At 63.6% G+C, this 22,462-nt stretch carries 19 protein-coding genes and 4 pseudogenes; 17 read left to right on the forward strand and 6 right to left on the reverse strand.

Annotation, left to right across the window (positions count from 1 at the left end):
• The first annotated feature begins 19 nt into the window (after positions 1 to 19).
• Together PSH87_RS17780 and PSH87_RS17785 are read left to right on the forward strand one after the other, a co-directional pair.
• The gene (locus PSH87_RS17780) at positions 20 to 796 is read left to right on the forward strand and encodes a helix-turn-helix transcriptional regulator (protein WP_305430478.1); all 777 of its coding nucleotides are present in this window, start codon (positions 20 to 22) and stop codon (positions 794 to 796) included.
• Positions 796 to 2,238, forward strand: a complete 1,443-nt coding sequence (locus PSH87_RS17785; protein ID WP_305430479.1) for an efflux transporter outer membrane subunit — start codon at positions 796 to 798, stop codon at positions 2,236 to 2,238. The genes PSH87_RS17780 and PSH87_RS17785 overlap by 1 nt, the downstream gene beginning before the upstream one ends.
• Here PSH87_RS17785 and hpaA read toward each other — a convergent pair.
• Entirely contained in the window at positions 2,165 to 3,025 is an 861-nt protein-coding gene (hpaA, locus tag PSH87_RS17790; RefSeq protein WP_017734527.1) for a 4-hydroxyphenylacetate catabolism regulatory protein HpaA, read from the reverse strand. The genes PSH87_RS17785 and hpaA overlap by 74 nt on opposite strands.
• Positions 3,026 to 3,153: 128 nt before the next feature.
• On the opposite strand from hpaA, the gene PSH87_RS17795 reads away from it, so the two are divergent.
• From PSH87_RS17795 to hpaI, 8 genes are read left to right on the forward strand one after another with little or no spacing between them, the layout of a single operon-like run.
• Positions 3,154 to 3,819 carry a fumarylacetoacetate hydrolase family protein gene (locus PSH87_RS17795; protein WP_017734528.1) on the forward strand — a complete coding sequence of 222 codons (666 nt, stop codon included), beginning with the start codon at positions 3,154 to 3,156 and terminating at the stop codon, positions 3,817 to 3,819.
• Positions 3,816 to 4,586, forward strand: coding sequence for a fumarylacetoacetate hydrolase family protein (locus PSH87_RS17800; RefSeq protein WP_305430481.1), 771 nt, complete (start codon positions 3,816 to 3,818; stop codon positions 4,584 to 4,586). Before PSH87_RS17795 ends, PSH87_RS17800 begins: the two co-directional genes overlap by 4 nt.
• Before the next feature lie 5 nt (positions 4,587 to 4,591).
• Positions 4,592 to 6,052, forward strand: coding sequence for a 5-carboxymethyl-2-hydroxymuconate semialdehyde dehydrogenase (hpaE, locus tag PSH87_RS17805; RefSeq protein WP_017734530.1), 1,461 nt, complete (start codon positions 4,592 to 4,594; stop codon positions 6,050 to 6,052).
• Between the two features lie 49 nt (positions 6,053 to 6,101).
• Entirely contained in the window at positions 6,102 to 6,959 is an 858-nt protein-coding gene (hpaD, locus tag PSH87_RS17810) for a 3,4-dihydroxyphenylacetate 2,3-dioxygenase (protein WP_305430482.1), read from the forward strand.
• Between the two features lie 15 nt (positions 6,960 to 6,974).
• On the forward strand, positions 6,975 to 7,367 hold the full coding sequence (locus PSH87_RS17815; RefSeq protein WP_017734532.1) for a 5-carboxymethyl-2-hydroxymuconate Delta-isomerase: 393 nt from the start codon (positions 6,975 to 6,977) through the stop codon (positions 7,365 to 7,367).
• Positions 7,368 to 7,413: 46 nt separating this feature from the next.
• Positions 7,414 to 8,718 (forward strand): MFS transporter, encoded by a 1,305-nt coding sequence (locus tag PSH87_RS17820; protein ID WP_305430483.1) that lies wholly within the window; start codon positions 7,414 to 7,416, stop codon positions 8,716 to 8,718.
• 11 nt (positions 8,719 to 8,729) lie between these two features.
• The gene (gene hpaH, locus PSH87_RS17825; RefSeq protein WP_017734534.1) at positions 8,730 to 9,533 is read left to right on the forward strand and encodes a 2-oxo-hept-4-ene-1,7-dioate hydratase; all 804 of its coding nucleotides are present in this window, start codon (positions 8,730 to 8,732) and stop codon (positions 9,531 to 9,533) included.
• A 16-nt stretch (positions 9,534 to 9,549) separates the two neighbouring features.
• A complete protein-coding gene (hpaI, locus tag PSH87_RS17830) occupies positions 9,550 to 10,350 on the forward strand; it encodes a 4-hydroxy-2-oxoheptanedioate aldolase (RefSeq protein ID WP_017734535.1) in 801 nt (266 codons plus the stop codon).
• A 28-nt stretch (positions 10,351 to 10,378) separates the two neighbouring features.
• On the opposite strand, the gene hpaR is transcribed toward hpaI, so the two are convergent.
• Positions 10,379 to 10,807 carry a homoprotocatechuate degradation operon regulator HpaR gene (gene hpaR / locus PSH87_RS17835; protein ID WP_017734536.1) on the reverse strand — a complete coding sequence of 143 codons (429 nt, stop codon included), beginning with the start codon at positions 10,805 to 10,807 and terminating at the stop codon, positions 10,379 to 10,381.
• Positions 10,808 to 11,013: 206 nt separating this feature from the next.
• Between hpaR and PSH87_RS17840 the strand changes: the two genes are divergently transcribed.
• From PSH87_RS17840 to PSH87_RS17860, 5 genes and pseudogenes are all read left to right on the forward strand, one after another.
• Positions 11,014 to 12,312: an FAD-binding oxidoreductase gene (locus PSH87_RS17840; RefSeq protein ID WP_017734537.1), complete on the forward strand. Its 1,299-nt coding sequence runs from the start codon at positions 11,014 to 11,016 to the stop codon at positions 12,310 to 12,312.
• Positions 12,313 to 12,342: 30 nt separating this feature from the next.
• Complete coding sequence (locus PSH87_RS17845; protein WP_305430484.1) at positions 12,343 to 12,708, forward strand: cupin domain-containing protein; 366 nt, start codon at positions 12,343 to 12,345, stop codon at positions 12,706 to 12,708.
• A 13-nt stretch (positions 12,709 to 12,721) separates the two neighbouring features.
• A complete protein-coding gene (locus PSH87_RS17850) occupies positions 12,722 to 13,543 on the forward strand; it encodes a molybdenum cofactor biosynthesis F family protein (protein ID WP_017734539.1) in 822 nt (273 codons plus the stop codon).
• Positions 13,536 to 14,340, forward strand: a pseudogene (locus tag PSH87_RS17855) (SDR family NAD(P)-dependent oxidoreductase). The gene PSH87_RS17850 and the pseudogene PSH87_RS17855 overlap by 8 nt, the downstream one beginning before the upstream one ends.
• Entirely contained in the window at positions 14,330 to 15,085 is a 756-nt protein-coding gene (locus PSH87_RS17860; protein ID WP_017734541.1) for an SDR family oxidoreductase, read from the forward strand. The pseudogene PSH87_RS17855 and the gene PSH87_RS17860 overlap by 11 nt, the downstream one beginning before the upstream one ends.
• Before the next feature lie 46 nt (positions 15,086 to 15,131).
• On the opposite strand, the pseudogene feaR reads toward PSH87_RS17860, so the two are convergent.
• The 3 genes and pseudogenes from feaR to PSH87_RS17875 all read right to left on the reverse strand — a co-directional run.
• A pseudogene (feaR, locus tag PSH87_RS17865) lies at positions 15,132 to 16,074 on the reverse strand (transcriptional regulator FeaR).
• A gap of 113 nt (positions 16,075 to 16,187) precedes the next feature.
• Positions 16,188 to 16,754, reverse strand: a complete 567-nt coding sequence (locus tag PSH87_RS17870) for a DUF3156 family protein (protein ID WP_026136495.1) — start codon at positions 16,752 to 16,754, stop codon at positions 16,188 to 16,190.
• Between the two features lie 29 nt (positions 16,755 to 16,783).
• Positions 16,784 to 18,219, reverse strand: a pseudogene (locus PSH87_RS17875) (APC family permease); the annotation flags it as partial.
• Between the two features lie 217 nt (positions 18,220 to 18,436).
• Here PSH87_RS17875 and PSH87_RS17880 point away from each other — a divergent pair.
• A pseudogene (locus PSH87_RS17880) lies at positions 18,437 to 19,761 on the forward strand (hypothetical protein).
• Positions 19,762 to 19,867: 106 nt separating this feature from the next.
• The gene (locus PSH87_RS17885) at positions 19,868 to 21,355 is read left to right on the forward strand and encodes an aldehyde dehydrogenase family protein (RefSeq protein WP_017734546.1); all 1,488 of its coding nucleotides are present in this window, start codon (positions 19,868 to 19,870) and stop codon (positions 21,353 to 21,355) included.
• 172 nt (positions 21,356 to 21,527) lie between these two features.
• Here the strand turns inward: PSH87_RS17885 and PSH87_RS17890 are convergent, their stop codons facing one another.
• The gene (locus tag PSH87_RS17890; protein WP_305430486.1) at positions 21,528 to 22,460 is read right to left on the reverse strand and encodes a pyridoxamine 5'-phosphate oxidase family protein; all 933 of its coding nucleotides are present in this window, start codon (positions 22,458 to 22,460) and stop codon (positions 21,528 to 21,530) included.
• Between the last annotated feature and the right edge of the window lie 2 nt (positions 22,461 to 22,462).

The following is a 22,462-nucleotide window of genomic DNA, read 5'->3' on the forward strand; positions in this document are numbered from 1 at the left end:
CATCAAGGATGAGATGGCTATGAGCTTGACGCAGAGTATTGGCACCACGGACAACCCGCATTTCTACGCCGAGATGGGTGAGTTGATTGCAACCAGTGGCCATGAGGCTTTCGCCGCCAACCTGTTGCAACTGGTCGACAAGTGGGTACCGATCCACCTGGTCGACCTCAGTGAATGGACCCTCGATGAAACCCGCGACAGCGTGCTCGACATCACCTTGCTCGGCAGCGCGGGGCTCAAGCAGGCGTGGTCGGCGCCCCAGACCCTGCACCCGCTCGACACCCATCCGCTGCTGCGGGACATGTTGCGCATGCAGGCCCCGCTGCTGATCCAGATGAAAGCCAAGGGCGGCAGTTCACACCAGTGCAACCTGGTGTCGCGCCAGGCCAGCCGGCGCTGTGTGATTTCCTTGTACCGCCCGCCTACCCAGCGCGGTTTTTCCCTCGCCGAGTTGTCGTTTCTCAAGTGCCTTTCGGAGACCCTGTTGCCCCTGATGGAGCGGCATGCACACAGCCTGCGCCAAGCGCCACACAGCGAGGTCGAAGCGCCACATAGCGTGCAGGAACAGTCGCAATTGCAGCGTGAGTTCTACAAGCGCCTGGCGCTCAGCGATATCACCTTGTCGGCGCGGGAGCAGGAAGTCTGCCTGGGCCTGTTGACCGGTGGCACCGTGCCGCAGATGGCGCAAAAGCTCAGCGTGAAAAACAGCTCGGTGGAGACCTACCTCAAGCGTGCCGCCGCCAAGCTGGGCGTGAGCGGCCGACATGGGCTGGCGAAATGGATGGTGGGCGCCTGATGCGCACTCTGACGCTCACCCTCGCCTGCCTGCTCGGCGGTTGCTCGCTGATCCCGCACTACCAGCGGCCCGCCGCGCCAATCCCGGCGCAGTATCCCCAGGGCGGGGTGTACACCTCGGCGGTCACCACGGACTGGCAGCCGGTGTTCCAGGACCCGGCGCTGCAACAACTGATTGCCGAAGCGCTGCGCAACAACCGTGACCTGCGGGTGGCGGCGTTGAATGTCGAAGCCTTCCAGGCGCAGTACCGCATCCAGCGCGCGGACCTGTTCCCGGCAGTGTCCGCCAGCGCCGTGGGCAAGCGGCAAAAGCTGCCCGCGGACGTGACCGGCACCGGCCAGTCCGCAATCACCTCAAGCTATTCCGCCACCTTGGGCCTCAGCGCCTACGAGCTGGATTTATTCGGCCGCGTACGCAGCCTCAGCGAACAGGCGATGCTGACCTATCTGGGCACCGAACAGGCGCGGCGCAGCGCGCAATTGAGCCTGGTGGCCAACGTCGCCAACGCCTACCTGACCTGGCGGGCCGATCAGGAACTGCTGGCATTGGCCCAGCAAACCCTGGCCGCCGACGACCACAGCCTGCACCTGACCCAGCGCAGCAAAAACGCGGGCAAGGCTTCGGCGCTGGAGGTGGTGCAGGCCCGCACCAGCGTCGAAAGCACCCGTGCCAGCGTGGCCCGCTACCAACGCCAGGTGGCCCAGGACCTCAACAACCTGGCCTTGCTGGTGGGCGCGCCGGTGGATGCCACCCTGCCCGCCCGCCCGCTGACCACCGAACTGGTGGCGCAGGTGCCGGCCGGGCTGCCCTCGGACCTGCTGCAACGGCGCCCCGACATCCTCCAGGCCGAATACCAACTGCAAGCTGCCAATGCAAATATCGGCGCCGCCCGTGCCGCGTTTTTCCCGTCGGTGAGTCTCACCGCCAACACTGGCAGCGCCAGCACCGAACTGTCCGGGCTGTTCAAGGGCGGCTCTGGCACCTGGACCTTCCAGCCGCAGATCAACCTGCCGATCTTCAACGCCGGCAGCCTGCGCGCCAGCCTCGACTACGCCAAGCTGCAAAAAGACATCAGCGTGGCCCAGTACGAAAAAGCCATCCAGGCCGCCTTCCAGGAAGTCGCCGACGGCCTCGCTGCACGCCAGACCTATACCGACCAACTCGCCGCGCAACGGGATTTTGTCGCGGCCAACCAGACGTATTACAACTTGGCCCAGCATCGTTACCGCAGCGGGGTGGACAGCAACCTCACCTTTCTCGATGCACAGCGGGCGCTGTTCAGTTCGCAGCAGGCGTTGATCATCGACAGGCTCGCGCAACTGGTGGCGCACGTGCGCTTGTATACAGCGCTGGGCGGCGCGTGGGGGGTCAGCGCAGCCCCGACTGCCGCAGCCGGTATTCCCCCGGCGTCACCTGGGCATAGCGCAGGAAAAACCGGCTGAAATACGCCGGGTCCTTGAAGCCCAGCTGGTAGCAGATTTCATTTGCCGAGCTACCGGTAAACAACAGCAGACGCTTGGCCTCCTGCATCACACGTTCAAGGATCAGGCGCTTGGACGGCAGGTCGGCCAGGCGCCGGCAGACTTCATTGAGCCGCGCTTCGGTCACGCCGATGCCGGCGGCATAACGCGCCAGCGGCCAGTGCTCGAGGTAATGGGCTTCGATCAGTTCGTTGAAGCGATGGAAGATGCGCAGGTCTTCATGGCGTGTAGGCCGCGCGGGCAACGAGTGGGCGCACAGGCGCAACAGGCGAATCATGATCAGCCGTGTAAGGCTGTCCAGGGCGGCGGCGCGCCCTGCGCGCTCGGCGTTGATTTCACTGCACAGTTCTTCGAACAGCTGATCCAGCCCCTGGCTTTGCGCCGTCAGCGCCACACACGCGGCGCCTGAGGCGAGGCTGGGGTCGGCTTCGATCAAGGCCCACACCAGTTGCTGGCGCACCGTCAGCACATGCCCATCGGCGTCCGCCTCGGTCACAAAGGCGTGAGGCACCGTGGGCGGCGTGAGAAAAAACATCGGGCCCGATTCCACATACTGGCGGTCATCCAGATACACCCGCACCGCGCCGCTTTTCACGTAATGCACCTGGAAAAACCGGTCATGCCGATGCACGGGCATATTGCGCCCGAAAAAACCCGCCAGGTTGCCTAGCTTGTCGTAATGCACCTCGGCGTCGCTGTAACGCTGGTCGTAGACCTGCCCGATGTTGATATTGGGGATCGGCTGCACAGTGCCCTCTTCTTGTTGTTTTGATGCCGGTGGATTTTGCCATGCTTGACGGTAGTTAATATATTAATTATAACGTTAACAACTTAACGAACTGCCTATGCTGCAGTCGCCACCGCCAGGAGAAACGCATGAGCCGTACCCTGCATGATGTTGCCAGCGGCACCTTGTTCGGCGTCGCGCTGAACTATCAGGGCCTGCTGGACCAGCATCTCGCCGCCTTCCAGCAGGCGCCCTACCAGAAACCGCCAGGCAAGCCGGTGTTGTTTATCAAGACCCCGAACACCCGCAACGAACATGGCGCAGCGGTACTGCACCCGCAGGGTGAACGCCTGCAACCGGGGCCGGCATTGGGCGTGGTGATCGGCGAGCGCGCGAGCCGTGTGCGCGTGGAAAATGCCATGACCCATGTGGCGGGTTACGTCGTGGTCAACGAGTTCAGCCTGCCGGAAGACAGCTACTACCGCCCGGCCGTCAAAGCCAAATGCCGCGACGGTTTTTGCGTGCTCGGGCCGCACTTGATCCCGCGTGACCAGGTGCCCAACCCCCAGCAACTGAGCCTCAAGCTGTGGGTCAACGGCCAGCTGCGCCAAGAGAATTCCACCGCCAATTGGGTGCGCGACATCCCCCAACTGATCGCCGAGATCAGCGAGTTCATGACCCTGCACCCCGGCGACGTGCTGATCACCGGCACCCCCGAAGGCCGTGTCGATGTGCAACCTGGCGACACGGTTGAAGTCGAGATCAGCGGCGTCGGCCGCCTGGTCAACCCCATTCAAGCGGAGATCGCCCCATGAAACACGCCCGTATCCGTTTTGAAGGTGAAACCCACGCTGTGCAGGTCGAGGCCGATAATGGCGTGCGCCTGGGCGATGGCCGGCGGCTCGATGAACATCAGGTGGAGTGGCTGCCACCGGCCACCGGCACAATGTTCGCCCTCGGCCTGAACTACGCGGACCACGCCGCCGAACTGGCCTTCGCGCCACCCACCGAGCCCCTGGTCTTTATCAAGTCCGTCGGCACCTATACCGGCCACCGCCAGGTCACCTGGCGCCCGGACAACGTCGCGTACATGCACTACGAGTGCGAGCTGGTGGCCGTGATCGGCAAGACCGCGCGCAACGTCAAGCGCGCCGACGCCCTCGACTACGTGGCCGGCTACACGCTGTGCAACGACTACGCGATCCGTGACTACCTGGAAAACTACTACCGCCCCAACCTGCGCGTTAAAAACCGCGATGCCACCACCCCGGTCGGCCCGTGGATCGTCGATGTGGCCGATGTGCCCGACCCCGCCAACCTGACGCTGCGCACCTGGGTCAATGGTGAGCTGCGCCAGGAAGGCAGCACCCGCGACATGATCTTCGATATCCCCTACCTCATCGAATACCTGTCCGGTTTCATGACCCTGCAACCCGGCGACATGATCGCCACCGGCACGCCCGAAGGCCTGGCCGATGTGGTACCGGGCGATGACGTGGTGGTGGAAGTCGAAGGTGTGGGCCGTCTGGTCAACCGAATTGTCAGCGAGACCGAATTCTTCTGCGTGCGTAACGAGGCGTGAGCGACATGATCAAACACTGGATCAACGGCCGCGAGGTCGAAAGCAAAGACACCTTCACCAACTACAACCCGGCCACCGGCGAAGCCATCGGTGAAGTCGCCAGCGGCGGCGCAGCGGAAGTGGCGCAAGCCGTCGCAGCGGCCAAGGAAGCCTTCCCCAAGTGGGCCAGCACCCCGGCCAAGGAGCGCGCGCGCCTGATGCGCAAGCTCGGTGAGCTGATCGAACAGAACGTGCCCCACCTGGCCGAGCTGGAAACCCTCGACACCGGCCTGCCGATCCACCAGACCAGAAACGTACTGATCCCCCGCGCCTCGCACAACTTCGATTTCTTCGCCGAAGTCTGCACGCGCATGGACGGCCACACCTACCCGGTGGACGACCAGATGCTCAACTACACCCTCTACCAGCCGGTGGGCGTGTGCGCGCTGGTGTCGCCGTGGAACGTACCGTTCATGACCGCCACCTGGAAGACCGCGCCGTGCCTGGCACTGGGCAATACGGCGGTGCTGAAGATGTCGGAACTGTCGCCGCTGACCGCCAATGAATTGGGGCGCCTGGCGGTGGAAGCGGGGATTCCCGACGGTGTGCTCAATGTGATCCAGGGCTACGGCGCCACCGCCGGCGATGCGCTGGTACGCCACCCTGACGTGCGTGCGATTTCCTTCACCGGCGGCACCGCCACCGGCAAGAAAATCATGCAGACCGCCGGCCTGAAAAAGTACTCGATGGAACTGGGCGGCAAGTCGCCGGTGCTGATTTTCGAAGATGCCGATCTGCAGCGCGCCCTCGACGCCGCCCTGTTCACCATTTTCTCCCTGAATGGCGAACGCTGCACCGCCGGCAGCCGGATCTTCATCCAGGAAAGCATCTACCCGCAGTTTGTCGCCGAGTTCGCCGCCCGCGCCAAGCGCTTGATCGTGGGCGACCCGCAGGACCCGAACACCCAGGTCGGCTCGATGATCACCCAGGCGCACTATGACAAGGTCACCGGCTACATCAAGATCGGCCTCGAAGAAGGCGCCACCCTGCTCGCCGGCGGCCTGGAGCGCCCAGCCAACCTGCCGGCGCATTTGAGCCGCGGCCAGTTCATCCAGCCAACGGTGTTTGCCGATGTAAACAACACGATGCGCATCGCCCAGGAAGAAATCTTCGGCCCGGTGGTGTGCCTGATCCCGTTCAAGGATGAAGCCGAGGCCTTGCAGTTGGCCAACGACACCGAGTACGGCCTGGCGTCCTATATCTGGACCCAGGACATTGGCAAGGCCCACCGCCTGGCGTACGGGATTGAAGCTGGCATGGTATTTATCAACAGCCAGAACGTGCGTGACCTACGCCAGCCATTCGGCGGCGTGAAAGGCTCCGGCACCGGGCGTGAAGGCGGCCAGTACAGCTTTGAAGTGTTTGCCGAGATCAAGAACGTGTGCATTTCCATGGGCAGCCATCACATTCCGCGCTGGGGTGTGTAGCACCCAATACGGCACGCTCCAACAAGAATAAATACTCAGGAGAATCATCATGGGCGAAGTGGTCCTGGCAGCGAAGATCTGCCACGTACCGTCGATGTACTTGTCGGAACTGCCCGGCAAGCATCATGGCTGTCGCGAAGCGGCGATTGCCGGCCACAAGGAGATCGGCCGGCGCGCGCGGGCGTTGGGGGCCGATACGGCCGTGGTGTTCGACGTGCACTGGCTGGTCAACAGCGGCTATCACATCAACTGCGGCGAACAATTCCAGGGCACCTACACCAGCAATGAGCTGCCGCACTTCATCAAGAACATGGACTACGCCTACCCCGGCTGCCCCGAACTGGGCCAATTGATCGCCGCCGAGGCCAACCTGGCGGGCGTGCGCAGCATGGCCCACGACATCCCGAGCCTGGAGCTTGAATACGGCACGCTGGTGCCCATGCGCTACATGCACATGGACGTGCCGGAAGAACAGAAATTCAAGGTCATTTCCATCGCCGCGTGGTGCGCCTGGCATCGCCTGGAGGACAGCTTCGCATTCGGCGCCGCCGTGCGCCGCGCCATCGAAAAGAGCGAGCGCAAGGTGCTGGTGCTGGCGTCCGGGTCGCTGTCCCATCGTTTCTCGGACGACCGCGAAGCCGAGGCGAATATTCACCACTGGACACGCGAGTTCGACAAGCAGATGGACCTGCACGTGGTGGACATGTGGCAGCAAGGCCGCTTCAAGGAGTTCTGCGCAATGCTGCCGGATTACGCCGAACACTGCTTCGGCGAAGGCAAGATGCACGACACCGCGATGCTCCTCGGGCTGTTGGGCGGACCGGACTATGCCCAGCCGGCCGAGATCATCACGCCGCCCTTTGGCAGCTCGGGCACTGGCCAGATCAACGCGATTTTCCCGCTGTAGAACTGGGAGAAACCCATGCCGCACTTTATCGCCGAGTACACCGACAACATCGAACAACAGGCCGACCTGCCCGGCCTGTTTGAACAGGTCCACCGCGTGCTGGGGGACAGTGGCGTGTTCCCCCTCGGCGGCATCCGCAGCCGGGGCGTGCGCCTGGACACCTGGCGCATGGCCGACGGCAAGCACGACTATGCCTTTGTGCACATGACCCTCAAGGTCGGCCATGGCCGCGACCTGGCTACGCGCCAGGCAGTGGCCGAGACCGTGTTCGCGCTGATCACTGCGCACTTCGCCGAGCTGCAAGCACAGCGCTTGCTCGCGCTGTCATTCGAAATGATCGAGTTGCACCCGCAGCTCAACTTCAAGCAGAACAACGTGCATGCATTCCTGAACAACCCGGCGGGCTGAACCCTGCCGACTCCCTCACGGCCACTCAGACAAAAAGTACAACATCATGAGCACAGCCCACTCCACTGCCCGCCTCGCGCTGGCTGAGCACGACCGCACCCATCGTTTAGTGACGTGGCGCCTGATGCCGCTGTTGCTGGTGTGTTACTTGTTCGCCCACCTGGACCGTATCAACATCGGCTTCGCGAAGATGCAGATGAGCAGCGACCTGCACTTCAGTGACACGGTCTACGGTTTCGGCGCCGGGTTGTTTTTCATCGCCTACGCGCTGTTCGGCGTGCCCAGCAACATGGCGCTGGATCGCGTCGGGCCGAGGCGCTGGATCGCCAGCCTGATGGTGGTGTGGGGCCTGTTGTCCACCGCCATGCTCTGGGTGGAAAGCGCCCGTGGCTTCTATGTGCTGCGCTTTTTGCTGGGGGTGGCCGAGGCGGGGTTTTTCCCCGGAATCCTGGTCTATCTCAACCGCTGGTACCCGGCGCGCCGGCGGGCCCAGGTCACCGCGCTGTTCGCCATCGCCGTGCCCATGGCCGGCGTGCTCGGCGGGCCGTTGTCCGGGGCGATCCTGGAGCACTTCCAGGCCGTAGGCGGGATGCGCGGCTGGCAATGGATGTTTCTGATCGAAGGCGCGCCCGTGGTGCTGCTAGGGCTGGTGGTGCTCAAGTGGCTGCCGGACGGTTTCGACAGCGTGCACTGGCTCAGCGCCGAACAGAAACAGCAGCTGCACGCACAACTGCGCAGCGAAGAACAACGCAAGACCATCACCTCGTTCGGCGGCATCCTGCGCGACCCCCAGGTGTGGTTGCTGGTGGCGGTGTATTTTGCGGTGATGCTGGCGGTGAACACCCTGGCGTTCTGGATGCCCACCCTGATCCACGGCGCCGGCATCGGCCGCGACAGTCAGGTCGGCCTGCTCAGTGCCTTGCCGTACCTGGCCGGCTGCTTCTTTATGATCGCCTGCGGGCGTTCGTCCGACCGCCATCGCGAACGCCGCTGGCACCTGTGCGTGCCACTGCTGATGGCCGCCGTCGGCATCGCCGTGGCGGGCCTGGCACCGGGCAATGCGCTGCTGGTGATGAGCGGGCTGGTCGTCGCCGGCATGGGCGCCAGCGCCGCCCTGCCGATGTTCTGGCAACTGCCCCCGGCGTTCCTCTCCAACACCACCCAGGCTGCCGGCATCGCCATGATCAGCTCCTTTGGCAGCATCGCCGCGTTTCTCGCACCGTACCTGATCGGCTGGATGCGTGACGCCACCCAGAGCGCCAGCCTGGCCCTCTACGTACTCGCCTTGTTTATCGCCCTCGGCGGCCTGCTGGTGCTGCGCACCCACGCTGCCATCGTCAACCCACACTAGAGACCGTTGCCATGCTTGACGCCCAGCAAATCCTCGCCGCTGCCGCCCAACTGGACCGCGCCGAACGCAGCCGCGCACAGGTGCGCCAGTTTTCCCTCGACTACCCGGACATGACCGTTGAAGACGCCTACGCCATCCAGCGCGCCTGGGTCGCGCAGAAGATCAAGGACGGACGCACGCTGAAGGGCCACAAGATCGGCCTGACGTCGCGGGCCATGCAGGTCTCGTCGAACATCAGCGAACCCGACTACGGTGCGCTGCTCGATGACATGTTTTTCGACGAGGGCAGCGATATTCCCTTCGCCCGCTTCATCGTGCCACGGGTGGAAGTGGAGCTGGCGTTTGTCCTCGGCAAACCCCTCAAGGGCCCGAACTGCACGGTATTCGATGTACTCGACGCAACCGAATGGGTGATCCCGGCGCTGGAGATCATCGACGCGCGCATCCAGCAGATCGACCCGCAGACCCAGGCCACGCGCAAGGTCTTCGACACTATCTCCGACAACGCCGCCAACGCCGGTGTGGTGCTCGGCGGCCGTGCCGTACGGCCCACCGAGATCGATCTGCGCAAAGTGCCTGCAGTGCTCTACCGCAACGGTGTGATCGAAGAATCCGGAGTGTCCGCCGCCGTGCTCAACCACCCGGCCAAGGGCGTGGCCTGGCTGGCGAACAAACTGGCGCCCTATGACGTGACCTTGCTGGCGGGACAAATCATTCTCGGTGGCTCGTTTACCCGCCCTGTGGCGGCCCATCCCGGTGACACCTTCCATGTCGATTACGACATGCTGGGATCGATTGCCTGCCGCTTCGTCTGAACCCTGGAGGATTGTCATGGACCTGCCCGTCAACCGCTTCAAACAACGCCTGCACCAAGGCGACGTGCAAATCGGCCTGTGGCTCGGCCTCGCCGACGCCTACTGCGCCGAACTGGCCGCCAATGCCGGCTTCGACTGGCTGTTGATCGACGGCGAACACGCCCCCAACCACCTGCACGGCATGCTCGGCCAGTTGCAGGCGGTGGCGCCCTACCCCAGCCAGGCGCTGATTCGCCCGGTGATCGGCGACAGTGCGCGGATCAAGCAACTGCTCGACATCGGCGCCCAGACGCTGCTGGTGCCCATGGTCGAAAGCGCCGCCCAGGCCCGCGAACTGGTGCGCGCCATGCGCTACCCACCCCACGGCATTCGCGGGGTGGGCAGCGCCCTGGCGCGAGCGTCACGCTGGAACAGCATCGCGGGTTATCTCGATCAAGCGGATGAGCAGATGTGCCTGTTGGTGCAGATCGAGAACCTTCCAGGCCTGGCGAACCTGGGTGAGATTGCCGCCGTGGAGGGTGTGGACGGGGTGTTCATTGGGCCCGCAGATCTGAGCGCGTCGATGGGGCACCGGGGTAACCCGGGGCATCCGGATGTGCAGGCGGCGATTGAAGACGCCATCGGGCGCATCGTGCAATCGGGCAAGGCGGCGGGCATTCTCAGTGCGGATGAGCGCCTGGCGCGGCGCTATATCGAATTGGGTGCGACGTTTGTGGCGGTGGGCGTAGACACCACGGTGTTGATGCGCGGGCTGCAGGCACTGGCGGGGACATTCAAAGGCATTCCCACGCCAGTCAATGCCGGCGGCGTCTACTGAGATCCCCTGTGGGGAGTCAGGTGTTGATTCAGCGCTTGAGGTTGATGTTCTTCAAGTCATCCAGCAAGCCCAGCAGGGTCTGCAACTTCTCTTCGCCGAACTGATCCTGCAAACGCTGGTAGTTGGCCTCCATGCAATGGCGCATGGACTCGAAACTCGCCCTGCCCTTGTCGGCCAGCGTCACCAGCACCCGCCGCTGGTCTTGCTCGGCCTTGCGCCGGTGCACCATGCCGGCGCTTTCCATGCGCACCAGCACGCCGGTCATGCTCGGCTTGAGGATGCAGGCCAGTTCCGCCAACTGGTAAATCTCCAGCTCACCGTGCTGTTCAAGGATGCGGATGATCCGCCATTGCTGTTCGGTCAGGCCGTGTTCATTCAAGGACGGGCGAAAGAAACTCATGGCCGCTTCGCGGGCTTGCAACAGGGTCAAGGTCAAGGATTGGCGAGGTTTGAGCATAGGGATCAGGGTCACGGGGGATTTAGTTAATAATTTAACGAAACTCTAGCATTCCCGGCCTTCGAGCGCGCTATAACTTGTTGATCGCGCCGCCCATGGCGCCCTGAATCAAAAGCCTGGGCACGCAGGATCAAGACTTCCACCCCGTCAGGGCCCTTAATGGAGGCATCCGCTTTAGAGCCTTCCTTCACCTTTCAGGCTGCGCCATGATCAACATCGAAACCCCCACGTATTACACCGCCACCAAGAAGTACAACCTGAGTTTTCCCACGCTGGAGCAAGACATTGACGCCGACGTCGTAGTGATCGGCGGCGGTTTCTCCGGAATCAACACGGCGCTGGAACTGGCGGAAAAGGGCATCACCAATATCGTCGTGCTCGAAGCGCGCTACCTGGGTTTTGGCGGCACCGGGCGCAATGGCGGGCAGATCATGGCCGGCATCGGCCACGACCTGGAAAAGATCAAGAAGGACGTCGGCGAGGACGGCCTGCGCCAGGTGTTCGAGATCAGCGACCTGGGCGCCGACATCATCAAGAACCGCATCGCCAAGTACAACATCGATGCGGACTTCTGCCACGGCTACGGCTATATGGGGTTCAACGCCCGCCAGGAAAAAACCCTGCGCGCCTGGGAGAAGGATTTCAAGTCGATCAACAGCCAGCACGAGATCCGTTTTCTCGGCGGCGCCGACGTGCAGCAGATCATCGGTTCCAACGCCTACACCAGCGCCCTGCTGCACATGGGCGGCGGGCATGTGCACTCGCTGAACCTGCTGCTGGGCGAAGCCAGCGCACTGGCCAGCCACGGCGTGCGGATTTTCGAGAACAGCCCGGCGCTGGACGTCAGCTACGGCGAACGCATCACCGTGCGCACCGGCCGCGGTTCGGTGCGCGCGAGCAAGTTGCTGTGGGCCTGCGACAGTTTCCTCAACAAACTTGAGCCCGAGCTGCACCGCTCGACCATCAACACCTACGCATTCCAGATGATGACCGAGCCGTTGCCCGAGGAATTGATCCAGCGTATCAGCCCGATTCGCGGCGCCTACAGCGACATCCGCCCGGTGATCGACTACTACCGCGTGACCAATGAAAACCGTCTGCTGTTCGGCGCTGCGACCCCCTTGGTGGAGCATATTCCCGGCGACCTCAAGGCGTGGAACCGGCGCCTGATGCTGAAGATTTTCCCCTACCTCAAGGACGTGAAAATCGATCTGGCCTGGGGCGGTCCGATGGCATGCAGCCCCAACCTGTTTCCGCAGATCGGTACCCTGCCAGGGCGCAGCAATGCGTTTTTCGTACAGGGCTATTCGGGCTTTGGCGTGACCCCCAGCCACATCATCTGCAAGGTCCTGGCCGAAGGCATGAGCGAAGGCTCGGCGCGCTATGACCTGGTCAGCTCGATCCCGCGCCCGACCATCATCGGCAAGGACGCGATCCGCCCCTTGCTGCTGACGGCGGGCAAATCCTGGCACCAGCTTTCCGGCTACTGGAACGGGCGCCGCTAAACCATTTTTTACTCATCAGGAGCAACTGCCATGACCCTTACCACCCTCAAGCACAATATCCAGCTGTCCGAACTCGACGCCTGGGGCACCGTGGCCGACCTCGGTTCCCAAATCCTCGAAGGCGACGTGCGCGCCTTTGGCAAAATGACCTTCGGCGCGCCCACCGACCCGGTCAGCAGTGCCTACTTCGGCACCACCCAGGGCAAGTTCCGCATGGTCTACCCGTTCACCGAACAAGCCACCGTCGTGACCGGCGAAGTGCTGCTCACCGATGAGGCCACCGGCCAGTCCACGCGCTACCAGGCAGGTGACAGCTGGTTCGTGACCAAGGGCACCCCTGTGCTGTGGGAAGTGCTCAGCGAAAGCTTCGTCAAACATTACTTCGCCGTCGTCTAAGGGAGACGTTGCCATGACGAGTTCGTCCAACTGGATCACCGTGGGCGCACTCGCCGACGGTTTCGCCCCAGCAGCGTTCATCCTGCCCAACCGTGCCGACCTGGCCGGCCGGGCCTTCACCCTGCACTTCGCCAACGGCTGGCAGATCGAGCACCGTTTCGAATCGGCCAGCCTGGCCTGGCACGCCGCCGATGGTCACTCAAGCGGCAGCGCACCGTACCGCGCCACCTCCATCCGCCCGGGGTTGTACCTGGTGGATTTCATCAAGCACGAAGCCGGGCACAGTTGGTCCATCAGCCTGGTGCTGGACACCCAGGGCGCCTCGTTCACGGCGGTGATCGGCAGCCTGCCGTCCCCGCAGGAGACCCACGAAGGCCTCTACCACCGCGCCCTCGCCGGCAAGCCATTGACCTCGGTGCAGGTGGATTTCCTGCACGGCAGCCTCGACCGCCCCTGGCAGGACGGCCACTGTCTGCACACACCCACCGATGAACTGGTGGGCCTGCGCAACCAATATCGCTACAGCCCCAGCGAAGTCTACGAACACATCTACCTCAACGAACGCTTTTACGCCTGGCAATGCTTGCAAGGTGTGGAGCAAGGTTTGTGCGACACCGATCGCTGCCATTACTACAAGATCGCCGAACAGCTGTACCTGTTTGTGTGGCAGGAAAAGATCGTACCCACCCTCGGCCTGGTATTGATCGACCTGCAACAGCAGCGCAGTGACGGCAAGATCTTCGGGTACGCCGGTGCCTCCTTCGATGCGTTGTCGAACTTCCCGGTCAGCGCCTATTGCCGGGTGCTCAACCGCACGGAATATCCGCATGACTGAGGCCCGCACAGTGGTGATCACCGGCGCCGGCACGGGCATCGGCGCCGCGTGTGCCCGGCTGTATGCCCAGGAAGGTGCGCAACTGGTGCTGATCGGCCGACGCCGCGCCCCCTTGGAACAGGTGGCGCGTGAAACCGGCGGCCTGATCCTGGTGGGCGATGCCGCCTGCCCGGCGACCTGGGACGATTTCATCCGCCAGATCCATGCCCATTGCGCGCGCCTCGATGTGCTGCTGGCCTGCGCAGGCGGCCATGGCCTGGGCAGCGCCACCCAGACCAGCCCCGCCACCTGGGAAGGCGCCCTGCGCAGCAACCTCGACAGCGCGTTCTACAGCGCCCGCGCCTGCCTGCCGTTATTGCAGGCAAATGCGGGAAAACATCGTGCTGATCGGCTCTATCGCCTCGCTGGCAGCGGGGCCCGAGGTGTGCGGCTACACCACGGCCAAGCACGCGCTGCTCGGTTTGAACCGCTCCCTGGCGCGGGACTATGGCCCCCTCGGGGTACGGGTGAACGCCGTGTGCCCGGGCTGGGTGCACACCCCCATGGCCGATGCAGAGATGCAGCCGCTCATGGACGCCTACGGCGACACACTGCAGCAAGCCTATGCACGGGTCTGCGCCGACGTGCCATTGCGCCGCGCCGCCCAGGCCGAAGAAATCGCCAAGGTGTGCCGCTTCCTGGCCTCCCGCGACGCGTCGATCATCACCGGAGCCACGTTGGTGGCGGACGGTGGTTCGAGCATCGTCGATGTGCCGACACTGGCCTTTACACGCCTGGAGCCCGCCCATGCCCAATGACCTGGATTTCAGCGGGCAGGTGGTGCTGGTCACCGGCGGCGCCCAGGGCATTGGCCTGGGGATTGTCGAAGCGTTTGCCCGGCGTGGCGCCCGGGTAGTGATTGCCGACCGCCTGCTGGAGCAGGCCCAGGCGGTTGCCGCCGCCCTGTGTGCGCAAGGGGATCGCGTCGAGGCCGTGGGTGTTGACCTGGCAGACGCCGAGGCCGTGCTCGGCTGCGTTCAAGCGTTGCCGCAGCTGGATATCCTGGTGCACAACGCCGGGTATTTTCCGCTGACCGCCTTTGAAGCGATCACCCCGGCGATCCTGCAACGCACGCTGGCGGTCAACCTGTCAGCGCTGTTCTGGCTGACCCAGGCGGCGTTGCCGATGTTTCGCCACCAAGGCCGGGGTTGTGTGCTGGTGACGTCTTCGGTCACTGGCAACCGGGTTGGCTATCCTGGCTTGAGCCATTACGCGGCGTCCAAAGCCGGGGTCAACGGGTTCATCCGCAACGCAGCGCTGGAACTGGCGCCGCTGAATGTGCGGGTAAACGGCGTCGAGCCCGGCATGATCGCCACTCCGGCGATGGGCAACCTGGGGGATGCGACGCTCAATGCCAGCATTGCCAGCAGCGTGCCATTGGGGCGGTTGGGGGTGGCGGCGGATATTGCCGGAGCGATGGTGTTTCTGGCGTCTGAGTTGGCCGGTTACATCACAGGGCAAACCCTGGTGGTCGATGGTGGGTCCACCCTGCCGGAAGTCTGAAGTGTGATTCAAAGGTGGGCGCACATTCGCGCCCACATGGGTTCATTCAGGCGCCCACTGCCTGCATCCGGCTCGAGCGAAAATCCTTCGGCGACACTTCAAACTGCTTCTTGAACGAACGGCTGAAATGCGCCGAGTCGGTAAACCCCCATTTATAGGCAATCGAGGTGATTGACTCGCTGCGCAGGAACGGGTTGGTCAGGTCATCCGCGCTGCGTTTGAGCCGCGCCCGCTGGATGTATCGGCAGACGCTGTCATCTTGTTCCTCGAACAGACGGTACAGGTGCCGCACTGAAATGTTCAGGCGGCTGGCCAGGCCGATCGGGCTCAGGCCGGGCTGGCTCAGTGACTCATCGATCACCTTCTGCACATAGCTGCGCAGGTTGTTGCCGTGCAGCGCTGCCGCCCCTTCACGGCACTCGTCGCCCTGCTCCAGGGCCGAGCCCAGCAGCGAGACGAACGCCGCCTGCAACGCTTCCACCTCGCCGCCACCGTCTTCGGTGCTGTCCTTGCACAACTGGTCCATCAGCACATGCAGCATGCGTCCGCAGGCCTTGTTCGAGGAGATCTTGCCAAACGCACGGCCATCGCCGCCCAGGTGCTTGCACACGTCCGTGCGCGACAGGGACAGCGACGCATGTTCAATAAGGCCGAAGGGGGATGATTTCGATGGAGCCCACCGAGTCCATCAGCAGCATCTCGCCGGGGGCCAGTTGCAGGGTCTGGCCGTTCTGTACGATCTGCGAATAACCGCTGCGCTGGCTGACCAGGAAACAGTCCTGGTCATTGTCATGGTCGGCATGGTGCGCCGGACGTTTGATCAGCCCGGCATTGGTGCGCAAAATGGCCAGCCCGCGCGGCAAGTTGCTGATCTCGCCGATGAACAGTGAACGGTTGAAGGCCAGTTCGGTATCGAAATAACCGCACGCGTCGCGCAGTTCCCGATTCCAGGTATCCAGCCCGTCGTGTGCATGCTGTGGGACGCTCATGGGGTGCCTCCGCAATGGCTTGTTTTTGTTGTTCTGCGGCAATAGTTAACATGTTATCTATTGCCACGCAACAACTACCTGTCTTGCCATTGCGGTTGCACTATTGATGCCAATCAGAGGGTTGCCAACAGCCGTTGCAGGCCCGCCAGGCTGGCGAGCAAGTGATCACGCTGCACCGGGCTCAGGGCGATGTAACGCCGGAACGCCGGCATGCGATTGACCACTTCGCTGCCGCCCATATGCTCCAGGCGCACACACCATTGCAGGTTGTGCAGTTCGATGCGCAGGCGCTTGAAATCCAGGGGCATCAGCGCCTGGAACAACCCTGTGTCCGCCTGCACTCGCGCCTGCAACTCACGCCCCAGTGCCGGGTTGCCGGAGCGCCGCCGCAGGCGAATGCCGTGGCGCCGAATCGCGCCGCCATGGTGCACTTCGAAGCTCGCCGTGCCCCCTGTCGCGGCAGGCACGCGCAGCACGAATTCGGTCATCACCAGGTGCATCAACAACTGCGATTCGGTGCGCTCCACCATCTCGACGTCCAGCTCCGCCAGTTCAGCGTTCGCCGGCCCGAGATTGCGTCGTACATGCGCCAGGGTCACCCCCGGCCGATAGCCCGCCGGGGCACGGTCTGCACGCAACAGCTCAAACAGTTTTTGGCGCAAAGTCGCGATAACCGCCATCAGCATGCTCCGGTTGATGACTGAACTCCTTTGCCAGCAACCTCCTCCACGGAGGCCGGTTTGAAAGGATTGACCTTCTGTACCACCAGGGTCCAGAACAACGCATACGCCGCTGTCCCGCCCAGCATCACGCCAAACGGCACGTAGATGTCCGAGGGGTTCATGCCCGGTGGCGTGATGAACCACATGCCCAGCAGGATGCCAAGGCTCGACACGACCTGCGGCAGCGGAAACCACGGCGAGCGATACGCGCGGGGCAGGTCCGGCCGACGAATGCGCAGGATCACCACCGACACCGTCACCAGCAGGTAGGCAAAGCTCCACGCACACACCGCCGCGAGCACCAGGTGCATGATGTTGTCGGTATTGCCGCCCAGGTACAGCGCGTGCAGGCATGGAATCAGCATCGCCACCAGGATGCACAGCAGCGGCGTCTTGAAACGCGGGTGCAGGTAGGTGAAGACCTTGGGCAACGCTCCATCCACCGCCATGCCATAGAGAATCCGTGGCACCCCGGCCATCAAGGTGTTGATGGTTGCCGCGCCGGCAAACAGAAAGCCTATGCCCAACCACATCGGCCCGACCTGTCCCATCACCTGTTCGGCGAACCTGGGGATGGCCATCGGTGTATCCAGCAGGTGCACGCCCGAGGCGGCATCCAGTACCACGTTTTCCACCTGGCGCTTCATCGCCGCGCCGTAGATGAACATGCACGTCGCCACCCCCACCAGGCCCAGCATCATCGCGCGCGGCATCACCCTGGCCGATTGGCGCAAGTCCGGCGCCAGCGGCGTGACGAACTCGCAGCCGACAAACATGAACATCGCCATGCCCACCAGCGACAGCACGGTGATCAGGTCGGTGCCCACCAGCGACTCGCCGAACCAGCCATCCAATTGCACCGCTGGCGCGGCGATCAGGCCCAGCACGCCAAACACCATCAGCGTGGTCCACATGCCAAACGTGAGGATGATTTCCGCGCGCCCAAACGCGCTCACGCCAAAGGCATTCAGTACGCCGAACACGATCACGAAGCCCACCCCCAGCAGCCACGAGCCACCGGCCGACTCCGCCAAGCGTGTTGAGGTGTTCGAAGTTCACAAGTGCCATGACCCCGGCCAGGATGGTCTCGGCGGTGCCGGCAAACACGTGCACGATCAGGTAGGCCGACAACGTGCCGGTGATCGCGAAAAAACGCCCCATGCCGCAGTTGATGTAGTCGTACACCGAGCCGGTGGTGGGCAGGATCGCAGCGGCCTCGGCAAACGTCGTCGCCTGGGCCAGCATCATCACCCACGGCGATCAGCATCGCCAGGGCAAAGGCACTGCCGCCGATACCGAAGCCCATGGTGGCGGTGAGAATCACCGGGCTGGCCATGATCAGGCCGATGGTACTGGCCAGTGCGGTGGGGAAACCTACCGTGCCTCGGTTGAGGTGCGCGGTGAGTCGGTCATTGCTCGACATGGTGGGGTCCTCGAAAGCGTTTTTTGGAATGTGTCGGCACTCTGCGCCCCACCCGTATTGGCCGTCTTGCCCCTGTCTGCCGCCGGTTTTGTTGCTCCCTGCCACGGCCTGGTGCCTGGCGGCCAGGGTCAAATCCCTGGCACGCAGGAGAAAGACTTGGGCCCCCAGCGCTCGCCCTAATGCGCCCTCACTCTCAACCAAGCTGGGGACAATAACAATGGAGCACACACTGAAAAAACGCCGCCTCGGCCAGGCGGTCGGCCTGGCTATCACGCTGCTGGCGGGCCAGGCCCAGGCGGTCGAGCTGTATGCCGATGACGACACCAAGGTCACCGGCAACTTCCTCGCCGTGTACGGCCTGTTCAACAGTCCGAAAAACTACGACGGCCGCAGCGGCGGCTCCACCTGGCGCGAGGGCTTTATCAAGTACGGCCTCAGCGTCGAACAGAACCTGGGCACCCTGGGCGGCGTGTACGGCACCGCCAACCTGGTGAGTTCCGGCACCTGGGGCGATGGCGATGCGTCCGGCGTCACCACCGGCCAGGAGCGCACCACCAAGTTTGACGAAGCCTTCGCCGGCTGGCGCTCCGGCGAGCTTGTTCCCGGCGCTGGGCAAGGACGGAGTGGACCTGTCGTTCGGCCGCCAGGTCCTCACCCTCGGCGACGGTTTCATACTCAACGACGACGGCCCCAACCTCGGCAAAGGCGTGGGCGACGGCGCGTTCAATCGCGGCGGCGCCTACTACATCGCCGCGCGCCACGCCTTCGACAAGACGGCGGTGGTCCGCCTCGGCGGCAAGGACGGCGTGCATGGCAGCCTGCTCTGGTTCAAATCCGACAACCCCGCCCAGGCCATGAGCGAAATGGCCGGCGGCACCCTGGAATACAGCGCCGTACCGGGCACCCTGGGGCTCACCTATCTGCACGGCATCGACGTGGACGAGCGCTACGCCAGCGACGTGCAACGCCAACGCAAGGGCATGAACCTCTATAGCGTTCGCGGCGCCGGCAATGCCGGCATCGACAATGCGCACTTCGCCTTCGAACTGGCGCGCCAGGACCGCCGCGACGGCCAGGAAAACGCCGGCTACGCCGAAGCCGGCTACACCTTCGCCGACCTGCCCTGGACACCCGACCTGACCTATCGCTACGCCCCGCTATTCAAAACACTGGGACGCCATGTTTGCCGGTTTCAATCGCGGCTACGGCACCTGGGTCCAGGGCGAAGTGGCGGGCAACTATTCCGGCCCCTACAACACCAACACCGCGGTGCAACACGTAGCGCTGAAGGTCAAGCCGCTGGAGAACGTCACCCTCGGCGCGCTGTTTTTCGACTACAACACCGTCAGCACTCGCGGCCAGTTGAACCTGGATGGGCGTGAACTGGACCTGTACGCCGAATGGGCGGTGAACGAGCACCTGATCATCACCCCGCTGATCGGCCTGTACAAACCCGACAAGGATGCCGAAACCGGCGGCAACCAGGTCGGCGGCAACGGCACCAACGTCTATAGCCAACTGGTGGTCGCCGTGCCCTTCTGAAACGCTTGGGCAGGCACAGGCATAAAACCTGGCAGGCACAGTCAAGCCACATGGGGGGCCGTTGGTTACCCTCGGCTTTTCTTCAGTGAACTGCCAGGAACCTGCCATGAGCGATATTGCGCTACTGCCTCAAGTCGACGCTTTTCTACGTCGTGACCATGGGCTCTTCATCGATGGCGCCAACGTACGCAGCCACGCCAGCCAGACCCTCGCCGTGACCAATCCGGCCACCGGCAAGGTCATCGCCCATGTCGCCGATGCAGACAGCACAGACATCGACGCAGCGGTGGCCTCGGCCAACCAGGGCTTTGCGTTGTGGGCGCAGGCGGCACCGGCGACCCGCGGCCATGTGCTGCTCAAGCTTGCCGACTTGCTGGAGCGCAACCGCGAGGAACTGGCGCAGATCGAAACCTGCCAGTCGGGCAAGATCATCCAGATCTCCCGGGCGTTCGAAGTGGACCAGGCTGCACACTTCTTGCGCTATTACGCCGGTTGGGCCACCAAGATCAGCGGCCAGACCCTTACCCCGTCGCTGCCCTCCTTCAACGGTGAACGCTACACCGCCTTCACCCTGCGCGAACCGGTGGGCGTGGTGGTGGGCATCGTGCCGTGGAACTTCTCGACCATGATCGCCATCTGGAAACTCGCCTCGGCGCTGGTCACCGGTTGCAGCATCATCATCAAGCCCAGCGAGTTCACCCCGCTGACCATCCTGCGCATCGCCGAACTGGCCATCGAGGCCGGATTGCCCAAGGGCGTGCTCAATGTACTCACCGGCGGCGGCCAAGTCGGCAAAGGCCTGGTGGAACACCCCGGCACGCACAAGGTGTCGTTCACCGGCTCGGTGCCCACCGGGATTGCCGTGGGCCGCAGCGCCATGGGCGCCGGCCTGACCCGCGCGACCCTGGAACTGGGCGGCAAGAACGCAGCGGGTTTCCTGCGCGACATGGACGCGGACAAGACCGTGGAAGGCATCATCGAGGCCGGTTTTCTGCACTCCGGGCAAATCTGCGCAGCGGCCGAACGCTTCTACGTGCACCGCTCGCAGATCGACACCGTGCTGGAAAAACTCAAGCAGCGCCTCAGCCGCCTGACCATCGGTTCCCCCCTGGACGAACGCACCGAATTCGGTCCGGTCACCCATCACCAACATCAGCTCAAACTGCTCGGCTACATCGCCCAGGCCCGTGCCGAAAACAACACGATCATCCACGGCGGCACCCTGCTCGACCGCCCCGGCTGCTACGTCGAACCCACAGTGATCCTGGCCAACCACGCCCACGACACCCTGCTCACTGAAGAAACCTTCGGCCCCATCGCCACCTTCCTGCCCTACGACAGCGAAGACGAACTGCTCGCGTTGATGAACCAGGGCCCCTACGGCCTCAGCGCCAGCCTGTGGACCCATGACCTGGGCAAGGCACTGCGCATGGTCCCGGCGATCAACGCCGGAACATTGTGGGTGAATATGCACACCCTGCTCGACCCGGCGGTGCCCTTTGGCGGCAACCGCTCCTCCGGGGTGGGCCGGGAGTTTGGCAGTGCGTTCATTGAGGATTACACCGAGCTGAAGTCGGTGATGATTCGCTATTGAGCGCGGCGCCAAAAGCGCCACGGCTTCAACGGTGGGAGCTGGCTTGTCGGGTCCTGCGTCCGGTCCGTACGCAACGCGCAAAAGCCGGTCAAGCGCTCATGCGCCGGTGTGCCCTCACTCCGGCGGTTTGACACCTGACAACATTTCCAGCGCCACTTGCACCGCCGAGCCGCTACCAACGCCCGGTCGCCAGGCTAAACGGCGAAAACTGCGCAAACTGCCAGCGCAACGCCAACGCCGCCGGGCGTCTCACCACCTGCTCCACGGTGAGCGTCCACAAGCGCTGCGCGCCCTCAAACTCAGCCACCTGGGGCCCGTCAAGGATCAGCGAGGTGCGCCCGGCAATCTGCACCACATCCCCTGCGGCAAAATCGATAAACAACAACCCTGCCACCGGATTGATCTGCAAGTTGCCCAGGGTGTTGAAGAACAGGTTGCCGGCAAAGTCGGGGATGGTCAGCACATTGCCCTCGACCCGCACGAAACCACGGTTACCGCCACGGTGGGAGACATCCACCGAGCGCGCGCCGTCGGTGTCCACATAGCTGGCGACGAAGAACGTGTCGGCGTTGCGGATCAGTGCTTGCGCCGCTTCATCCAGGCTGTCGCTGCGTTCCACACGCGTGCCGGGTTTACGGGCAATCCCGTCCACCGGACGCAGCTGGATGTACTTGGGGCAGTTGCCAAAGCTGTGCACCACCTGCACCGAAAAACCCTCATGATCAAGGGCTGCGATGCGGCCATTCATGCGGTTGCGCCGGCGGGTGTTGAGGTCGATGCCCAGCACCCCCACCGCAGCCCCCTCGCGCACGCCAGCGCGGGCGGGGTCGCTGGATGACGGCAGGCTGTCGATCTGCAATGTCAGCGGGTCGGGTGAATGGGCAAACCCCGGCGCGCCTTCCACCAGCGTCGCCCACGGCGTGCCGCTTTCGTCCACCACACCGAGCAACAGGTACGGCAACAGGGGATAGAAATCGCGGTGCTGTTCCGGCAGGTGATCACGAATGACCTTGGGCCCCACCACTGCCATGCGCTCAGCCACGCCCGCGGCGGCTTGCAGGTGCCGTTCGCCGGCGTGCCAGGGAGATTGTTCGATCAGGTTCATGG

Origin of the sequence: Pseudomonas sp. FP453 (assembly GCF_030687495.1) — a bacterium.
Classification (GTDB): Bacteria; Pseudomonadota; Gammaproteobacteria; order Pseudomonadales; family Pseudomonadaceae; genus Aquipseudomonas.

What these genes read in the sequence shown, in the direction of transcription:
- PSH87_RS17780 (WP_305430478.1), top strand. Translation starts at nt 20, where the DNA reads ATGAGCTTGACGCAGAGTATTGGCACCACGGACAACCCGCATTTCTAC.
- PSH87_RS17785 (WP_305430479.1), top strand. Translation starts at nt 796, where the DNA reads ATGCGCACTCTGACGCTCACCCTCGCCTGCCTGCTCGGCGGTTGCTCG.
- PSH87_RS17795 (WP_017734528.1), top strand. Translation starts at nt 3,154, where the DNA reads ATGAGCCGTACCCTGCATGATGTTGCCAGCGGCACCTTGTTCGGCGTC.
- PSH87_RS17800 (WP_305430481.1), top strand. Translation starts at nt 3,816, where the DNA reads ATGAAACACGCCCGTATCCGTTTTGAAGGTGAAACCCACGCTGTGCAG.
- hpaE (WP_017734530.1), top strand. Translation starts at nt 4,592, where the DNA reads ATGATCAAACACTGGATCAACGGCCGCGAGGTCGAAAGCAAAGACACC.
- hpaD (WP_305430482.1), top strand. Translation starts at nt 6,102, where the DNA reads ATGGGCGAAGTGGTCCTGGCAGCGAAGATCTGCCACGTACCGTCGATG.
- PSH87_RS17815 (WP_017734532.1), top strand. Translation starts at nt 6,975, where the DNA reads ATGCCGCACTTTATCGCCGAGTACACCGACAACATCGAACAACAGGCC.
- PSH87_RS17820 (WP_305430483.1), top strand. Translation starts at nt 7,414, where the DNA reads ATGAGCACAGCCCACTCCACTGCCCGCCTCGCGCTGGCTGAGCACGAC.
- hpaH (WP_017734534.1), top strand. Translation starts at nt 8,730, where the DNA reads ATGCTTGACGCCCAGCAAATCCTCGCCGCTGCCGCCCAACTGGACCGC.
- hpaI (WP_017734535.1), top strand. Translation starts at nt 9,550, where the DNA reads ATGGACCTGCCCGTCAACCGCTTCAAACAACGCCTGCACCAAGGCGAC.
- hpaR (WP_017734536.1), bottom strand. Translation starts at nt 10,807, where the DNA reads ATGCTCAAACCTCGCCAATCCTTGACCTTGACCCTGTTGCAAGCCCGC.
- PSH87_RS17840 (WP_017734537.1), top strand. Translation starts at nt 11,014, where the DNA reads ATGATCAACATCGAAACCCCCACGTATTACACCGCCACCAAGAAGTAC.
- PSH87_RS17845 (WP_305430484.1), top strand. Translation starts at nt 12,343, where the DNA reads ATGACCCTTACCACCCTCAAGCACAATATCCAGCTGTCCGAACTCGAC.
- PSH87_RS17850 (WP_017734539.1), top strand. Translation starts at nt 12,722, where the DNA reads ATGACGAGTTCGTCCAACTGGATCACCGTGGGCGCACTCGCCGACGGT.
- PSH87_RS17860 (WP_017734541.1), top strand. Translation starts at nt 14,330, where the DNA reads ATGCCCAATGACCTGGATTTCAGCGGGCAGGTGGTGCTGGTCACCGGC.
- PSH87_RS17870 (WP_026136495.1), bottom strand. Translation starts at nt 16,754, where the DNA reads ATGGCGGTTATCGCGACTTTGCGCCAAAAACTGTTTGAGCTGTTGCGT.
- PSH87_RS17885 (WP_017734546.1), top strand. Translation starts at nt 19,868, where the DNA reads ATGAGCGATATTGCGCTACTGCCTCAAGTCGACGCTTTTCTACGTCGT.
- PSH87_RS17890 (WP_305430486.1), bottom strand. Translation starts at nt 22,460, where the DNA reads ATGAACCTGATCGAACAATCTCCCTGGCACGCCGGCGAACGGCACCTG.